Source organism: Methanosphaera sp. ISO3-F5, assembly GCF_034480035.2.
GTDB lineage: Archaea > Methanobacteriota > Methanobacteria > Methanobacteriales > Methanobacteriaceae > Methanosphaera.
Genome location: NZ_CP118753.2, coordinates 2,062,070 through 2,075,422, shown reverse-complemented (window position 1 = coordinate 2,075,422; position 13,353 = coordinate 2,062,070). Strand labels below are relative to the sequence as shown.

At 32.1% G+C, this 13,353-nt stretch carries 14 protein-coding genes; 8 read left to right on the top strand and 6 right to left on the bottom strand.

Annotated features, from left to right (window positions below; translation table 11 throughout):
• Positions 1-4 precede the first annotated feature (4 nt).
• On the top strand, positions 5-565 hold the full coding sequence (locus tag PXD04_RS20790) for a DUF2284 domain-containing protein (RefSeq protein WP_323736720.1): 561 nt from the start codon (positions 5-7) through the stop codon (positions 563-565).
• Positions 566-584: 19 nt separating this feature from the next.
• Here PXD04_RS20790 and oadA read toward each other — a convergent pair whose 3' ends face one another.
• The 5 genes from oadA to PXD04_RS20765 all read right to left on the bottom strand — a co-directional run bounded on the left by oadA (position 585) and on the right by PXD04_RS20765 (position 4,777).
• Positions 585-2,291 carry a sodium-extruding oxaloacetate decarboxylase subunit alpha gene (gene oadA / locus PXD04_RS20785; protein ID WP_323736719.1) on the bottom strand — a complete coding sequence of 569 codons (1,707 nt, stop codon included), beginning with the start codon at positions 2,289-2,291 and terminating at the stop codon, positions 585-587.
• Between the two features lie 310 nt (positions 2,292-2,601).
• Positions 2,602-2,787 carry a 50S ribosomal protein L37e gene (locus tag PXD04_RS20780; RefSeq protein ID WP_323736718.1) on the bottom strand — a complete coding sequence of 62 codons (186 nt, stop codon included), beginning with the start codon at positions 2,785-2,787 and terminating at the stop codon, positions 2,602-2,604.
• 202 nt (positions 2,788-2,989) lie between these two features.
• On the bottom strand, positions 2,990-3,235 hold the full coding sequence (locus PXD04_RS20775) for an LSm family protein (RefSeq protein ID WP_323736717.1): 246 nt from the start codon (positions 3,233-3,235) through the stop codon (positions 2,990-2,992).
• 413 nt (positions 3,236-3,648) lie between these two features.
• Positions 3,649-3,960 carry a zinc ribbon domain-containing protein gene (locus tag PXD04_RS20770; protein WP_323736716.1) on the bottom strand — a complete coding sequence of 104 codons (312 nt, stop codon included), beginning with the start codon at positions 3,958-3,960 and terminating at the stop codon, positions 3,649-3,651.
• Positions 3,961-4,504: 544 nt separating this feature from the next.
• Entirely contained in the window at positions 4,505-4,777 is a 273-nt protein-coding gene (locus PXD04_RS20765) for a helix-turn-helix domain-containing protein (protein WP_323736715.1), read from the bottom strand.
• Positions 4,778-5,038: 261 nt separating this feature from the next.
• Between PXD04_RS20765 and PXD04_RS20760 the strand changes: the two genes are divergently transcribed.
• Both PXD04_RS20760 and arfB read left to right on the top strand, forming a co-directional pair.
• Complete coding sequence (locus PXD04_RS20760) at positions 5,039-5,518, top strand: RNA-binding protein (RefSeq protein WP_323736714.1); 480 nt, start codon at positions 5,039-5,041, stop codon at positions 5,516-5,518.
• A 9-nt stretch (positions 5,519-5,527) separates the two neighbouring features.
• Positions 5,528-6,223 carry a 2-amino-5-formylamino-6-ribosylaminopyrimidin-4(3H)-one 5'-monophosphate deformylase gene (gene arfB / locus PXD04_RS20755; protein WP_323736713.1) on the top strand — a complete coding sequence of 232 codons (696 nt, stop codon included), beginning with the start codon at positions 5,528-5,530 and terminating at the stop codon, positions 6,221-6,223.
• Here the strand turns inward: arfB and PXD04_RS20750 are convergent, their stop codons facing one another.
• Positions 6,224-8,728: a DUF5814 domain-containing protein gene (locus tag PXD04_RS20750; RefSeq protein ID WP_323736712.1), complete on the bottom strand. Its 2,505-nt coding sequence runs from the start codon at positions 8,726-8,728 to the stop codon at positions 6,224-6,226. It abuts the gene before it with no gap.
• 273 nt (positions 8,729-9,001) lie between these two features.
• Between PXD04_RS20750 and PXD04_RS20745 the strand changes: the two genes are divergently transcribed.
• The 5 genes from PXD04_RS20745 (at position 9,002) to PXD04_RS20725 (ending at position 13,350) form a co-directional block, all read left to right on the top strand.
• Positions 9,002-9,643, top strand: a complete 642-nt coding sequence (locus PXD04_RS20745; protein ID WP_323736711.1) for a cobalt-precorrin-8 methylmutase — start codon at positions 9,002-9,004, stop codon at positions 9,641-9,643.
• A 1-nt stretch (position 9,644) separates the two neighbouring features.
• Positions 9,645-10,910, top strand: coding sequence for a glutamate-1-semialdehyde 2,1-aminomutase (gene hemL / locus PXD04_RS20740; protein ID WP_323736710.1), 1,266 nt, complete (start codon positions 9,645-9,647; stop codon positions 10,908-10,910).
• Positions 10,911-11,090: 180 nt separating this feature from the next.
• A complete protein-coding gene (gene mtxX / locus PXD04_RS20735; RefSeq protein ID WP_323736709.1) occupies positions 11,091-11,795 on the top strand; it encodes a methanogenesis marker protein Mmp4/MtxX in 705 nt (234 codons plus the stop codon).
• Positions 11,796-11,800: 5 nt separating this feature from the next.
• Positions 11,801-12,568: a polyprenyl diphosphate synthase gene (uppS, locus tag PXD04_RS20730; protein ID WP_323736708.1), complete on the top strand. Its 768-nt coding sequence runs from the start codon at positions 11,801-11,803 to the stop codon at positions 12,566-12,568.
• A 23-nt stretch (positions 12,569-12,591) separates the two neighbouring features.
• Positions 12,592-13,350, top strand: coding sequence for a TatD family hydrolase (locus tag PXD04_RS20725; protein ID WP_323736707.1), 759 nt, complete (start codon positions 12,592-12,594; stop codon positions 13,348-13,350).
• Positions 13,351-13,353: the final 3 nt, after the last annotated feature.

The window sequence follows — 13,353 nt, the reverse complement described above, 5'->3', positions numbered from 1 at the left end:
TTATATGAGTGATATAGATTATACTGTTAAACATTATAAGAAGACTTTAACTACAGTAGAATTTTATGAGAAGTTTTTTAACTTTGATTATGTTCAAAATTTTTGTAAACAATGCCCACGTTATGATACTAATTATTCATGTTCTCCTGTTGATATTGATATTAAGGAGTTTGTCATGGGATATGATTATATTGATATTCATGTTACTCAATTGTTTTTCAAGGCTGAGGATTATGAGAAGGATTATAGTGAGGATGAATTGAAAGACTTTTTGTATGATACTTTCTTTAAGGAAAAAAAGAAGGTTGCCTCGGAGGTATTGGATTCTGAGAAAAATTATAGTAAAGCTCAAAGTCTTACTGGGCCATGTAATCATTGTGCTGAGAATTGTAAGGAGTTATATTCATCGTGTAAGCATCCTGAAATTAGAAGGTATTCTCTTGCATCTATTGGTATGGATAGTAAGAAAATATTAAAGGATTTGTTTGGTATTGATTTATTATTAATTAATGGCGTTTTGCCTAAGTATCTGAATAATATTTCATCAATATTATATAAAAAATAAAATAAAAGAAGTAGTGTGGTTATTCTATAACCATTAAAACATCATCTTTTTCTACTGTGTCTCCTTCGGATATGAAGATTTCAGTAATTTTACCTGAACGGTCTGCTTTTACATCGTTTTCCATTTTCATAGCTTCTAGTACTGCAACTGTGTCTCCTTCGTTAACTTTGTCGCCTACTTTTACTTTGAGTTTTACAATCATTCCCTGCATTGCTGATGTTAAAGCTCCTTCTATGGATGTTTTGATTTGTTGTGAGGATGGTTCCATTTCCATGTAACCGGTTGGTAATATTTTTACGCTGAATACTTCTCCATCTACTTCTACATCGTAGGAGTTTGGTATGTTGGATGCTGTGTATTCAAGTTTTGGTTCTGGTATTTCTTCTGCTACTGCTTCTCCTTTAAGGAATTTTTCTGCAATTGTTGGGTACATTGCGTATGTGAGAACATCTTCTTCTTTTTTGATTAAGTTTTCTTCTTCGAGTTTTGCTCTTGCTGCTTCTAGTTCTGGTTCTAGTAGGTCTGCTGGTCTGCATGTGATTGGTTCTTCGTCACCGATTGCTTCTTTGTATAGTTCTTGATTTATTTCTGCTGGTGCTCTTCCATAGTATCCTTTAAGGTATTCTTGTACTTCTTTTGTAACGTTTTTGTATCTTTCTCCCATTAGTACGTTCATTACTGATTGTACTCCTACGATTTGGCTTGTTGGTGTTACTAGTGGTGGGTATCCTAAGTCTTTTCTTACTTTTGGTATTTCTGCTAGTACGTCTTGATATTTGTCTAGTGCGTCTTGTTGTTTTAGTTGTGATACTAGGTTGGATAGCATTCCTCCTGGTACTTGGTATATTAGTACGTCGGTATCTACTGTTGATGCTAGTGGGTCAAATAGTGCGTTGTATTTTTCGTTTAGTTCTGCGAAGTATTCTTTGATTTTTGATAGTATTTTTAGGTCTATTCCTGTGGCGTTTGGTGTGGATTCTAATGCTGCTACTACACTTTCTGTTGGTGGTTGTGATGTTCCTCCAGAAAATGGTGATATTGCTGTATCTAGCATGTCTACTCCAGCGTTTACTGCTGCTTGGTAGCTCATTAGGGTCATTCCACTTGTACAGTGGCTATGTAAGTTTACTGGTAAGTCTAGTTCATCTTTTAATGCTGTTACTAGGTCTGTAGCTACTTGTGGTGATATTAGTCCAGCCATGTCTTTTATTGTTATGGCATCACATTCCATTGCTGCTAGTTCTTTTGCAAAATCAACATATTTTTCTATTGTGTGTACTGGACTGATTGTGTAACTTATTGTTCCTAGCACATATGCTCCTTGTTGTTTTGCTGTTTTTATTGACATTTCCATGTTTCTTGAATCGTTTAGTGCATCGAAGATTCTGAATACGTCTACACCATTTTCGTATGATTTTTCTACGAATTCTTGTACAAAATCATCTGCGTAATGTTTGTATCCTACTAGGTTTTGTCCTCTTAGTAACATTTGTATTGGTGTTTTTGTTAAGTGTTCTTTAAATGTTGTTAGTCTTTCCCATGGATCTTCATTTAAAAAACGTATACATGAATCAAAAGTTGCTCCACCCCATGCTTCTAATGAAAAATATCCTGCTTTATCCATATCTTCTAGGATTGGAACCATGTCTTCGGTTCTCATTCTGGTTGCAATTAGTGATTGGTGAGCATCCCGTAATGCAGTTTCGATAATTTTTACTTTTGACATATACGACACCTACTTATTTTTTTTGTTAAATAGTAATGTTTTCTTTTTTTTATTATGATTTTCAATTAAATTAATCTATTTTTTTCAATTAAAATGAAAAAATATTTTTATGAATTTCCATACTATTATATTCTATTAACTATTTATGTTTAACATGATATACTTAGTTTACTATTTTAGTAAGATTTTTTGGATAAAATAGTTAGTATTAAAACTTAATATTGTTTAAAAAAAGAATGGTTTAAATTATAATAAATGTGATAAAAATAGTTCAAAGAAAGATATTGTATTAGATTATACTAATAAACATCTATACTAATCTTTTACCAGTAACTGGTTTTTTGTTTTGCCAACTGTATCTTCTTAGTCTTTTAGATCTTCCAAATCCACAAGAAGCACAATATTTTTTGTTTGGGTTGTATGCGTTTCTACCACATCTTCTGCATCTGATATGGTTTTTCTTATTACGTTTCCCAAATGATGGTGTTCCTTTCACTGTATAACCTCCAACTCTATTGAATAAATAATAATAAAATAACCTTATAAAAAAGGTAAAAACTAGAGAATAGAATTCTATTCTATTCAAACAGATACACGCGTATATATCCTTTTATACCTTATATAAACTAACAGGTATTACTTATAAATAAGGACGATTAATACTAATAGTATAGACTACTAAGTTGTCCTTTAAATAATTATCCTGGTGATATGTATACAATGTTGTCTCCACGAACTAAAACTACTCCTAATCTGCGAGTAGATTCACCATTTTCAAGTTCTTCAGCATCGTTGAGAACTAAATTCATGTGCATGTCAAAGCTTTGTAAAGCTCCTCTAAATTCTTTCCCACCTTTGAGTTTGATGAGAACTTGAGAATTTAAAGCTTGTCCTAATGCATCTAATGGTCTAGATGTATTGTTATTATTTTTCTGATCGTTCACTATTAATCACCTTATCAATAATATATATTTATTTGTTTAAGATTATATTTAAATGTATCTAAAACCTAAGGTTCAACAGATAAATATTATACTACTAAATATATTAGAAGTTCATATTTATTAAAACTTATGATAGTATTAATCATAACATGCCTAATGCCCTACAAAAAAATATTGGCTCTGTAGAAAACCTTGCATTGAGAGAAATATGAGTAATAACCCAAATATAGTTTTTTTACAGAGGGAAATATTTTATTTCAATATTCTCCTTTCTTCATCATAATACAATTCTCACTCATATTGAGTAATCGTATTTTTCATTTGATTCCTGCCTAATTGCCGCTAATGCTAAGCATAGTAAGTGGTACAGGCGATCTCCGGGAAACCCTCGGTTCACATATAAAATACTTTGTTTATATAATTATATTTTTTTTTAATCCTTCTCGTTGTATGTTTTTGGCTGCGTTTATGTCTCTGTCATGTGTGTTTCCACATTGTGGACATGTCCATATTCTGTTGTTGAGTTTTAACTTGTCATTGTAGTATTGGCAGTTGTTGCATGTTTTACTGGAGGGGTACCATTGGTCGATGTGTATTAGTTTTCTTCCGTGTTCATATGCTCTTTTTGTTCTATTATTTTTTGTGAACATGTGCCATGATTTTTCTTGTATACTACGGGATAGTCTGCTGTTTTTTAGCATGCCTTTGATGTTTAGTGTTTCCATGCAGATTACTTGGTATTTTTTCTGTTAATTGTTGTGTTATCTTATAGAAGTGATAGTCTAGTATGTATATGTATTTTTTCATAGGTTTGTGCTATTTTCTTTTTGATTTTATTGTAGTTTTTGCTGTCCAGTTCTTTTTTGGAATAGTTTTCTTTGTAATCTTCGTATTTTGTTGTTTAGTTGTATGATTTTGTTTTGTTGTGGGAACTGTATTATTTTGCCCGTGTTTATTGTGACAAAACGTGATACTCCCAGATCTATACCACAACTACGATTATTAGTCTTATAAATATGTCTTGTAACATTTTTTACATAAGATAGAAATAAGATATTTGCCTGATGCTTTTTGTTTAACTGTTACAGATTGTATTTGGCCAGTTATCTTTTGATGGGTACGATATCTTATCCAACCTACCTTAGGAAGGCGAATAAATTTGTCCTTAATTCTGATATATGTTATTGTATATTATTGGTTTTATAAGATTGTACTGGATTATATTTATTTTTATGGCGTGGATACTTGCTGATTTGGTTAAAGAATCTGTTAAATGCATTTTTCTAAATTTTTCAATGATTCAATTAAACCTGTGGAATCAACTCGTTTTAACCAAGTTTTAGACTTTTTTAGTTCAGTTAACATAGCTGAACAATCATAAAAAGACAAATACTCTCCATTTTCAGTATATGCTTTCTTTTTACCATCTAGAAAAGTATTAAAAACAAACCGACAACAACCAAACTGATTGGTGAAAAAATTCTCCTGAACCTCATCAGGATAAATACGAACAACAAAACTCTTATACATAACAACTTTCAAAAAAATACACCAAATAATAAAATATTAAATATAGATAATAAATTATTACTTATTGTATAGTTAATAATTATTAGATAATAGTATTTAAATATTTTGATAAAAAGTATTACTTTTCACACTTTATTCATATGATTTCTACAGGGCAAAAATATTAAAAAAAAATATAAACCCTGAATTCACATATATAAAGTATTTAAAACAAAATAAGAAATAGAAGGGAAAAATATATTCCTAACAATAAATTAGTATGAGGAATAAAAATTGAAAATCAAGAAAAGAAACTTCCTAAAAAACAAGAAAATTAAAGAAATCAAAAAAGAATTAGGAAACTATCAGGATATAATCCCCAAAAAATCACAAGTAGAACTGGTTAAAATAGAAGACTACCCTGATATTCTCCTGATAGACGGCGAACCATTACTGATGCAAATAGAAAACAAAACAATACCTACACTACATGCAGTAGTAAACGATGAAATAACAGAAAAATATGCAACAGTAGACATGGGAGCTATCAACTTTGTAATTAAAGGAGCAGATATCATGTCACCAGGAATAGTGGATGCAGATAAGAGCATAACCCCTGGTGAAACAATAGTAATAATAGAAGAAAAACATCATAAACCATTAGCAATAGGAACTAGTTTAATTAGTGGCCCTGAAATGATAGAAAACAACAAGGGAAAAGCAATAGAAAACTTACACTATGTTGGAGATTTAATCTGGGAACTTAACATATGAGGACAAATAATGACCGACATTAAACTCAAATACTCATCGGGAAACGTATTATCAGATAAAATCCATGAAATCGGGATAATAGCACTTGGATCCCACAGAGAAAATCATGGAAGTGCATTACCCATCGATACAGACTCAAAAATAGCAGCAAATGTAGCATTAAATGTGGCAACAAAAACTGGTGCAACATTCCTAGGAATATTCTATGCAGCAACAGAATATGATTATGTTAAACATGGAATACACCTGAAAAAAGATGAACTAATCACATCCCAGATTATACCACAACTAATAAATGCAAAAAGAACACTTAACATCAAGAAGGCTATAATAGTAAATGGTCATGGAGGAAATAACCTCCTGATAGATGAAATAGATAATATCTCCCAAAAAACAGGGCTTGAAGTAATATTTAATAATTCAATCATAGAAAATGAGGGTCCTCATGCATGTACGGGAGAATTATCAATGGGAAAAGTTTTAGGAATAATTGATGAAACAAGACTAAAAGAACATGGAAATTTTGAAGAAAATCCCGAAGTAGGAATGGTAGGTCTTAAACTTGCCAGAGAAAATGAGCCAATAATTAACAGGGAAGCACAACTTATTGAAAAAAACGGTTTTAGTGTTGATGAACGTTTTGGAGAAGAATTACTGGATAATGCTGAAAAAAATATAATAGAAACGATTAAACTCCTACTATAATCATTTTCCTTGTTCTATTTTTTTAATCAACTTTTTACACTCATTACTGGTTCTTTTATTATTGAATGCCATGCTGATTCTTGATATTGCTTCAAGCATACGTATCACACTATCCAGCCAACTGAATATGTCACCAGGATATATGTGAATATCATAATTTGTCATGAAGTATCTGCTAATAGCGTTAGGTCCCCACCCATTAAGTCTTTGTCTTATTATCCGATTAGACACATTCTTTTCTAAACACCTGCAAAATGGTCTTTCCTTACATTCACATGTCATGAAGTCTATTTGGAATGTTATGAGCTTATCAGCAAATTGATCATCTAATTTTGACAGTATTTCACCGGATGTTATAATATCCCTTGTTGAATCAGAGAATAACCTGGAACTAACATTCGTCTTTAATGCACTGGTTAAGCGACTGGCTAACCTATTACCGATATATGCGCCATCAAATGGTTCAAGATGCTCCACTATTAATAATGGGTTTTGTTTTAAATGTTTTCTTATGTATTCTGCCTTATTCACGTCAAGGAAGGATACTGATGTTGCTCGTCCATACTTTGTTGGAAGATATATTGACTTGTTATCATGGTGTTGCATTATCATTTTCTTATCAATTAATGTGTTTACAACATCCTCGAATACTATTGGTGTTTCAATTTTTTCATATTTCTTCTCTAATTTATCAATGTTTGTGTTACGTATTGCTGAAATATCGGCCAGTACTTGTTCTATTGTTTCGTCATCATCATATTCGACTAGTATGTTATCCACATCACTGTCAAGTAATTCTATGGCTTTCTGTTCTTCTGATTCGTTCTCGAATTCTTTTCCCAGTTCTGGTAGAAGGTATACTTTACCGATATCATGGTATGTTGGTCTTCCTGCACGTCCTAACATTTGTGAAAAATCGTTATTGGTTAACCATTTGTTTCCCATACGTAGTGTTTCGAAGAGTACCTGTGATGCCGGGAAGTCCACTCCTGCTGCTAGTGCTGCTGTGGTGACTACTGTTGATATTTTCTGGTTTGAGAAGTCTTTCTCTATTTTTACTTTCTTGGAATAGGATAATCCTGCATGATATGCTGCTGTGCTTATTCCTTTCTTTTCTACTTGTTTTGCTATTGAATGTGTTTTTCTTCGTGAATTTGTGAATATTATTGTTTGTCCCCGGAATCCCTTGGATGATTTTGTATCAAATTCTTTTCGTGCTAGTTTTCCTAGGAAATCTTTCTTTTCATATTCGTTTTTTGTGAATATTAAATGTCTTTCCAGTGGTACTGGTCTTTGTTTGTATTCTACTAGTTTCATGTGAAAGTCGTTAGCTATTTGTTTTGAATTTTTGACTGTTGCTGATAATCCTATTAATTGTGTTTTAGGGAATATTGTTAGTAATCGGTTTACTAATCCGTTTAGTCGCGGTCCTCTTTCTTCCTCGCCTAGCATGTGTATTTCGTCTATTACTACTGTTCCAACTCCTTTGAGTTGATGATAGTTTCCTGAACGTAATAGGAAGTCAAGTCCTTCATATGTTGCTACTATGATATCAGCATTTTTTACTGATTTGTTTGCTATGGTTAATTCTCCTTTGGCTTTAACCCTGTTTGATCCTACCTTTATTGCAACATTTAATCCTAGTGGGCCGTATTGTTTCTTAAAGTCCCTGTATTTCTGGTTTGCCAGTGCTACTAATGGTGTGAGGTATATGAATTTCTGATGATTCATTGCCTTTGGTATTCCGGCTAGTTCTCCTACGAGTGTTTTTCCGGATGCTGTTGCTGATACTACCAGTAAGTTCTGGTTTTCCAGTAATCCCTGATTTAATGATAATATTTGTATTGGCAGTAATTGTTTGACTTTTTGTGATAATATTTTCTTTAATCGTTTAGGTATTGCGAGTTGATTGATTGTGATTTTTGGATATTTTGTTTTTTTAACATTTATTTTATCGTATACTGTTAGGTCGTCGTGTTTTATTGGATTGAAGTGTGGGTCGAATACTTGTAATACTTTTTCCAGATTATTTGTTTTATCTAATAATTTTTTAAAACTAGTGAATGATTTTTCATCATATCCTCTGAGGTCCATTATTCGTTTAATTTCTTTTTCTGCGCATGGTTTGCAGATGTATTCATTGTATAGTTTGTATGATGATGATTTTTTTAGTATGGTTATGTTTCCTTCGAATGTGCAGTGTCTGCAGATATGAGTGTTTTTGTATGATATGTTTAGTGAGTTTAGCATTGATTCTATTTCTTCATCTGGTGTTGCTAGTAGTACGTTTTGTTTTCTTAGTATTTTTATTACTTCTTTTGGTGATTTGAGTGTTTCAAGGTTATCTTGTTGTATGATAAATCTGTATGGTCTTATTTTTCCGTCCATGTCCTTGATTTTGAAGTAACTGTGAAATAAGGGTTTTCTTTGTGTGTTTAATGCCCCTTTTGCTGGACCGATTGGATATAATTCTATGTTTTTTTTGTTTCTTCTTAATATTATCATGTTATCAGATTATTTGTTGAAAGTTACTATTATTATGTAATATATTATTATTCATTTCTAAATATATTAATCTTTTAGATATGATAGTTTATGAGAATCCTTATTTTTGCATATCAATTTAGATTAAAAAGATACAATAAATCTTGAATTATGATTAGAAAAAGATAATTATTAATAAATCATATTATTATATACCATATGATAATATTATAAAGAAAAATAAAAATAAGAAGAATAATAATATTTCTAAAAAATATAATGGATGTGAAATTAATGTACAACATGGGTGCATCAACCAAACCAGGTTATGATATTGCAAACAAAAGTAGGGAAATTATTAAATCATTGATTGATGAAGATACTAAGGATTTAACATATGAAGAAAGGGATATTGTTGAAAGAGTTGTTCATTCTACAGCAGATCCGGAATATGCAAAGTTAGTTAAAATATCACCTACCTTTGTTGAAACAGCATTAAAATGTTTTGACAATAAGGAGGATATACTTACCGATATTAATATGGTTAAATCTGGTATAACCCGTTATGATGGTGAAGTAATGTGTTATATTAGGGATGAAAGGGCAGTTAAATTAGCTAAAAAAGAGGAAATTACTCGTTCTGCTGCTGCTATGAGAGTTGCTGCAGAAGATGGATTTAAGGGTGTTGTTGCCATTGGTAATGCTCCTACAGCATTGTTTGAAGTGATGCGTCTTGTTGAAGAGGGTCAGATGGATGCTAGAGCGGTTGCTGGTGTACCTGTTGGTTTTGTTGGAGCAGCTGATTCTAAGGAAGCATTATCTCAGACGGATATTCCGAATGTTATTACAACAGGTCCTAAAGGAGGAACGCCTATTGCTGTTGCAATAATTAATTCACTGTTAAATATTAGGAAAAAAATTAAGGAGGAATATTAGATTGAATTTAGATAAATCAAAAAAATTATTTGAAGAAGCTGTTAATTATTTGCCTGGTGGAGTTGATTCACCTATAAGAGCATTTAAGCCTTACCCATTTTTTGTGGAAAAAGCTAAAGGTTCAAAATTATTTGATGCTGATGGTAATGAGTATATAGATTATTGTCTTGGTTATGGTCCTCAGATACTTGGTCATGCTAATGATGCTCTTATTGAAGCAGCTAATGAACAGTTGGAGTTAGGTACTGCTTATGGTGTTCCTACTGAGAAGGAGGTTATTTTAGCTAAGGAAGTTATTAGTAGAGTTCCTTGTGCTGAAATGGTTCGTTTTGTTAATTCGGGTACTGAGGCTACTATGAGTGCTATCAGGTTAGCTCGTGGGGTTACTAATAGGAATAAGATTATTAAGTTTGAAGGAGCTTATCATGGTGCTCATGATGCTGTTTTAATTAAATCTGGTTCTGGAGCTGCAGGTAAGCCTGATAGTCCGGGTGTGCCTGAAGATGCTACTAGGAATACTATTTCTGCACCATTTAATGATGAGGAAGCTATTAGGAGAATAGTTGCAGAAAATGGTGAGGATATTGCTTGTATTATTCTTGAACCGATTATGGGTAATGTTGGTTGTATTCCTCCTCGTGAAGGTTTCTTGAAATTTTTAAGGGAAATAACTCTTGAAAATAATATTATTTTAATTTTTGATGAGGTTATTACTGGTTTCAGGTTAAGTAGGGGTGGTGCTCAGGAATATTTTGGTATTACTCCTGATCTTGTTACTTTTGGTAAGATTTTAGGTGGTGGTTTCCCTATTGGTGCTATTGCTGGTAAGAAGGAGTATATGGAACAGTTTGCTCCTAATGGTCCTGTTTATCAGGCTGGTACTTTTAGTGGTAATCCTATGTCTATTAATGGTGGTATTGCTGCTTTGAAGATATTGGATGATAAGTTGTATCGTGATCTTCATGATAAGGGTGAGTATTTGAGAAGTGGAATGTCTGATATTTTAACTGATTTGAATATTGATTTCCAGTTGCATGGTGTTGAATCTATGACTCAGGTTTATTTTAGTGAGGATGAGGTTTATGATTATGCTACTGCTCAACAGGCTAATAGTGATGAGTTTTTAAATTATTTCCGTACTTTGCTTGAGAATGGTGTTTTTGTTGCTCCTTCTCAGTATGAGTGTGGTTTTATTTCTTCTGAGCATTCTCGTGAAGATTTGGATAAGACTTTGGAAGCTATGGAGTTAGCTTTTAAGAACTTATAATTTTTCTTTTTTTTATTACTTTTTTTATGGGGTTTTTATGTTTTCATATTTTTTTTGTTTTACAAACAATTATTATTATAACTTATAAGTTAATAGTTCTAATTTATTATTAAAGAAAATTTTTAATACAATACAAGATAAATATAATATATTATAAAATATCAACAAATGGGTAATTTAATGAAAATAGCAATAGGACTAGGTGAAAATAAAAACGTCTTAAAAGCAATAGACAAATTTCCCTACAAAATCAACATAGCAAAAACAAACACAGAACTACTAGAATATCTAAACAATCCAGAAATAGACGGAGTAATAAGAGGCTCACTAAAATCAAACATAATAAAAGATCTGAAAAAAGAAAACCCAAACATCTTCAGAGCATCACTACTAGAAATAAACAACCAACCACTACTCCTAACACCAGTAGGAATAGACGAAGGAGACACATATAACTCAAAAATAAACATTATACAAGAATGCTCAAACACCATGCAAAAACTAGGCTACAAACCCAAAATAGCACTAATATCCGGTGGAAGACAAGACGACAAAGGAAGAAGCCAAAAAATAGATGAAAGCATAAACGAATGCGAAAAAATAGTGAAACAACTAGGAACAAAATATAATATAAAACACTACCATATCCTAATAGAAGAAGCAATAAAAGACAAAGCAAACATCATAATAACACCAGACGGAATCATAGGAAACCTGATATTCAGAAGCCTAGTACTAGTAGCAGGAATAAAAAGCAACGGCGCATTAACATTAAACCAACCCAAATTATTTATTGATACATCACGTTCACAAAGCATACAAGGATATGTTAACTCCATAAAACTAATGGAAAAACTAATAGAAAAAAAAGAACAAGAGGACTAAAAAAAATGAATTTATTACAACCATTATATTCAGTTTATGAATGGTTCATTTCTAGAAACTTGGACAAAGATAAAATGCCCAAACACGTAGCCATCATCATGGATGGAAACAGAAGATACTCCAAGATACAAGGAAATATGAGTACAATAGAAGGTCATAAACGTGGAGTAGACACACTAGAAAATGTACTGGAATGGTGTATAGACTTAGGAATAGACATCGTAACAGTATACGCATTCTCAACAGAAAACTTTAAACGAAATGAAAAAGAAGTAACAGACCTCATGAAACTATTTGTAGACAGCTTCCTAAGCATAAGCACAAACAAGAAAATACACAAAAACGAAGTAAAACTACAAGCAGTAGGCAGATTAGATTTATTCCCTGAAGAAGTGAGAGATGCAATAAAAGATGCAGAAAAATCCACAGAAAAATATGATAAAAGATTAATCAATATTGCAATGGGTTACGATGGTAGAGTAGAAATTGTGGACGCTTTTAGAAAAATTGCAAAAGAAGTGCAGGAAGGAAAAATCAGTCCCGAAGACATTGATGAAACCATGATAAATGATAACTTATACACTGCAGGACTAGAAGATCCAAACCTTGTGATACGTACAAGTGGAGAAGAACGTTTAAGTGGTTTCTTACTCTGGCAGTCCTCTTATTCAGAACTATACTTTACAGATAGTTTATGGCCAGAACTAAGAAAAGTAGACTTCCTTAGGGCAATACGATCATACACTAAAAGACAGAGAAGATTTGGAAAATAAGATAATAGAAGGGAGATTATTATATGATTGACTCACATTGTCACCTTAATTTCGTAGACTTTGATGAAACAAGAGATGAAATAATAAAGAAATGCCGGGAAGAATTCAAATACATAGTGGACTGTGGAGCTAGCATAGAAGGAAATAACAGGTCATTAAAATTAAAAAATGAATATGAAAACTTTATAAAGTGTACTATGGGTTATCATCCGGTATATGCAGGTCAAGATGATAAGGAAACTACAGATAAAACTATAAAGCAGATAATAGATAATCTTGACAACATTCAGGCAATTGGAGAGATTGGATTAGATTTTTCTGAAAACAGGAGCGAAGACGAACTTAACAGGCAACATAAAAATTTCCACAGAATGCTTGAAGTAGCAACAGAATATGATATGCCCATTGTTTTACATGTACGTGAAGCTGAAGAGCATGCACTTGAAATAGTTAAACAGTACCCGGGAATACCTGATGTTATATTTCACTGTTTTAGTGGTACTAAGACTACTGCTTTAGAGGCTGTGGATTGTGGTTACTATATATCCTTTGCAACTAATGCTCTTTTTTCCAAGAAGCATAAAAAGAATATTAAGGCAGTTCCATTAGAGAATATGTTGACTGAAACAGATAGTCCTTATCTTTCACCGGTTAAGGGTGAGGCTAATCAGCCATCTAATATTAGGTTAACTATTGAGAGAATAGAAAGGACTAAGAAGATAGAATTTAGTGAAATTGAAAAACAAACTGAAAAAAATGCTATTAATGTTTATAATCTGTAAGTG

Bases quoted from the DNA above. Each gene is read 5' to 3' on its own strand.
- PXD04_RS20790 (WP_323736720.1), top strand. From the start codon at position 5: ATGAGTGATATAGATTATACTGTTAAACATTATAAGAAGACTTTAACT.
- PXD04_RS20770 (WP_323736716.1), bottom strand. From the start codon at position 3,960: ATGGAAACACTAAACATCAAAGGCATGCTAAAAAACAGCAGACTATCC.
- arfB (WP_323736713.1), top strand. From the start codon at position 5,528: ATGACCGACATTAAACTCAAATACTCATCGGGAAACGTATTATCAGAT.
- mtxX (WP_323736709.1), top strand. From the start codon at position 11,091: ATGAAAATAGCAATAGGACTAGGTGAAAATAAAAACGTCTTAAAAGCA.
- PXD04_RS20745 (WP_323736711.1), top strand. From the start codon at position 9,002: ATGTACAACATGGGTGCATCAACCAAACCAGGTTATGATATTGCAAAC.
- PXD04_RS20725 (WP_323736707.1), top strand. From the start codon at position 12,592: ATGATTGACTCACATTGTCACCTTAATTTCGTAGACTTTGATGAAACA.
- PXD04_RS20750 (WP_323736712.1), bottom strand. From the start codon at position 8,728: ATGATAATATTAAGAAGAAACAAAAAAAACATAGAATTATATCCAATC.
- uppS (WP_323736708.1), top strand. From the start codon at position 11,801: ATGAATTTATTACAACCATTATATTCAGTTTATGAATGGTTCATTTCT.
- oadA (WP_323736719.1), bottom strand. From the start codon at position 2,291: ATGTCAAAAGTAAAAATTATCGAAACTGCATTACGGGATGCTCACCAA.